This is a genomic window from Pseudomonas sp. 2995-3 (assembly GCF_002742565.1).
GTDB classification, from domain to species: Bacteria; Pseudomonadota; Gammaproteobacteria; order Pseudomonadales; family Pseudomonadaceae; genus Aquipseudomonas; species Aquipseudomonas edaphica.
On sequence record NZ_LJSB01000164.1, the window covers coordinates 1 to 342 of the forward strand.

A 342-nucleotide genomic window follows, 5' to 3' on the forward strand; every position below is an offset into this window, starting at 1 on the left:
GTACTATGGACTCGTAAACATCTTCAAACTGATCATGTGATTCATAGATATGATCAAAACTCTCAACATGTAGACCTTCTTCTTCTAATTGATGAATTGCAGGGTGATCCTTTGTTCTAGCTATCACCTTTTGAGGCTTTTGAAGCTCCTTATATACTCCTAAAGGAAGCTGATCCAAGTCCCCTGCACCTAAACCAAGTATCGTAATAGTATGACGCATAATTATCACATCCTGTTCTTTCTTTTTTATCTATAGGGGAGCATTTTAGCCACCTTCGGCAAACTCTCCCATTCATTTTTTTCAAAAACACGCAATAGCCATATTAAAACAATATATATAAC

At 36.3% G+C, this 342-nt stretch carries 1 protein-coding gene; it reads right to left on the minus strand.

Annotated elements, in window-relative coordinates; translation table 11 throughout:
• The coding region (locus tag AOA62_RS11525; protein WP_218244113.1) for a hypothetical protein at positions 1 to 220 on the minus strand (220 nt) is incomplete at its 3' end.
• Positions 221 to 342: the final 122 nt, after the last annotated feature.